Source organism: Streptomyces sp. NPDC060028, assembly GCF_042736725.1.
GTDB lineage: Bacteria > Actinomycetota > Actinomycetes > Streptomycetales > Streptomycetaceae > Streptomyces.
In genome coordinates, this window is the sequence record NZ_JBHWVJ010000148.1 from 7,024 (window position 1) to 9,690 (window position 2,667).

The 2,667-nt window shown below is 68.7% G+C and carries 2 protein-coding genes; one reads left to right on the forward strand and one right to left on the reverse strand.

Annotated elements, in window-relative coordinates; translation table 11 throughout:
* Positions 1 to 706: 706 nt before the first annotated feature.
* Positions 707 to 1,630, reverse strand: a complete 924-nt coding sequence (locus ACFWBF_RS36515; protein WP_385609151.1) for an immunity 49 family protein — start codon at positions 1,628 to 1,630, stop codon at positions 707 to 709.
* Positions 1,631 to 1,907: 277 nt separating this feature from the next.
* On the opposite strand from ACFWBF_RS36515, the gene ACFWBF_RS36520 reads away from it, so the two are divergent.
* Positions 1,908 to 2,667 (forward strand): ISL3 family transposase (locus tag ACFWBF_RS36520; RefSeq protein ID WP_385609152.1); only part of this gene is annotated, 760 nt, incomplete at its 3' end.

Consider the following 2,667-nt stretch of genomic DNA (forward strand, 5'->3'; position numbering starts at 1 on the left):
GGCGACGCTCGCCTCGGCACGCCACGAATTGGTGCTCCGCCTCATGGCAGCCGGCCTTCGATGACCAGTCGTCATCACCGGCTGGCCGTACCAGCGGCGGCGCGCCGCCGCAGACATCGACTTCAGGTTCACGCGCGAGATCAGGATAGCCGCAGAGTTCGAAGCGCGGCGGAAGGCGCCGCGGGACATCGTCGCGGACGACCCGTCGATCACCGAGCGGGCCGGTGAGCGGGTGCTGGAGGCCCTGGAACTCGCGACTGCGAAGTGGCTCCGTAGCGGACAGCAGCGATGTGATCGCGGCAGGTCGGCGTCAGCAGGCCGCCGGTCTGGTGACAACTGAGGAGAACGACCCCAACTGCTGCTGCGCGCTCCGGGACAAGGTCTGGGTTCACGGACCTGGCCAGGACCCCCGGGAGGTCTACGTCGTCAAGGGCGACGCGGACACCGTCGCCAAGCAGCCTGGCTCCGCCTGCTCCGAAGCGGCGGAGACCGACTCCGGCAAGCCCTCACCGCCGGGCGGGCGGGGGCACGGCCTCCTTGCCCAGACCAGGGGGTCAGTCGCCTCAATTCCTTGATACGGGGACTGGGTTCGTTGACACCGGACACTTGCCCGTAAGGCATGTGAGGCAGCATGCCGTTTCCCCGTACAGAAGTTCGTGGCTGCGGGCCGCCCCCAGGCCGGAGTCGCCGCGGCCCCCGCAGCCGTTCACTGCTGTGGGACGCTCACCAGAGCTTCGGGCAGGTAGGCGGACCGGATACCCATCTGCCAGCCGTGTGCGAGACACGCGAGGGTGGCCAGCGTGACGGCTCCCACCGGCAGCAGGCTCCGGGTAGCCGGGTCGGCGCCGGCGCTCTCGCGGTGCGCCACGAGTCGTTCCTGAAGGGCCTGTTCAAACGCGGCCTGGTCGTCGTCGAGCAGGACGCGCAACAGCCGCTGGTCCGGTGCCAGCGGCCCGGCCTTATCGAGCTGCCCGGCCGTTCGCGCCCGCTCGGCCGTGTCTGGCTTGCCCAGCGGCACCCGGCCCGGGCGTGCGCCAGGGTAGCGCCCCTGCTCGACGGTCAGGTAGCCGCACAACGCGTCCATCTCGGCGAGGTCGGCCGGGTCGGACACCGACTCCCGCTCCGAGTACGGAACACCGTCACGAATAGCCGGCGCGTAGTCCTCGCGCAGCAGAGGGCCAAGCACCCGGTTGCGCTCCCATATCAATCCGCTGATAACGGACCACGCGAACGCGTCGGTCCAGGTCCGCGCCGTGGTCGCCGGGTGGGTCGGCTCCCACCTCTCCTCGTAGTGAAGCTCCTCGCTGCTGAGTGTCTCCGCCACGAGAGGAAGGGGGACCTCAAAATCGCCGTCGGGGAAGCAACCGAGGCTCATCACGCCCAAGGAGCACTCCGCAGCCGTGATCAGGGCGGTGCGCGAGTCGGGCCTACGCAGGTCCGGGTCGGCCACGGTGCGTGCCGCGATGTGGTCGGCCAGCTCCTCGCCGAGCTCCCTGAGCCCGCGCCGCAGTGCCATGTCGCCGTAGCGCATGTCGTGCCACCGGCGGGAGGCCCGACCCACTATGCCCTTCAGGGCCTGTTCGAGCCGCTGCTCTGCAACTGCGTGACTGGCCAATTCCTTGATCGTCATGCCTGCCATCCTGGCAGTCCACACCGACAACACGGTCCCACACGCCTCTCCGGCCACGTACCCAGGTCGGAACAACTCCGCTGTCGCACGCGCGTCCACGAAATGGTTCAGCCGAACCGCTTTCCACTCGATGCCTCACGCGCCGACATGTCCCATAGCCGCCTGACCTGCGCCGACCGGCCGTCACCCGTAGATACCGAGAATGCCAGGTGGGTCTGTACGGTCAACGGCCCTGTCTCACATTCGGTGGTGACGCAGAGTGGTGTAGGTCGTTGATATGGGCGTGGAGAGTCTCAACGAGCTGGTGGCGACGGTGTTTTCGGGGATATCGCCGCTGGTCATCGAGGACGTGGTCGACGATGGTGAGCGCGTCCTCGTGAGGGCACGGACTCCGGGATCGACCGCGGTCTGCCCGGTGTGCGGGGCGTTGTCGGGGCGGGTGCACGGCTATCACTGGCGGACGGTCGCCGACCTGCCGATCGACGGCCGGCGGGTCGTGGTCCGTGTCCGGGTACGGCGTCTGGTGTGTCCTACCCGCGGCTGCCGTCACACCTTCCGCGAGCAGCTGCCCGGGGTGCTGGAGCGATACCAGCGACGCACAACCCGCCTGACCAGGCAGATCAAGGCCGTGGTCAAGGAGTTAGCGGGCCGTGCGGGATCGCGTCTTCTGGCGATACTCGCGATGGGCCTGTCGCGTCACACGGCCTTGCGTACCCTGCTGCGCATTGCGCTGCCCACCGGGCGGGTGCCCCGCGTGATCGGTGTCGACGACTTCGCCCTGCGCCGGCGGCATCGCTACGCGACCGTGGTGATCGACGCGGAAACGCATGAGCGGATTGACGTGCTGCCCGACCGCACGGCCGACACGCTGGAAGCGTGGCTGCGCGAGCATCCGGGCGTCGAGGTCGTGTGCCGTGACGGCTCCGCAACCTATGCCGAGGCCATCCGTCGTGCCCTGCCCGACGCAGTGCAGGTCGCCGACCGCTGGCAGTGCGCCATGAGGCGCTTTGTCGTATCCCCGATTCAGTCGGGAAGAA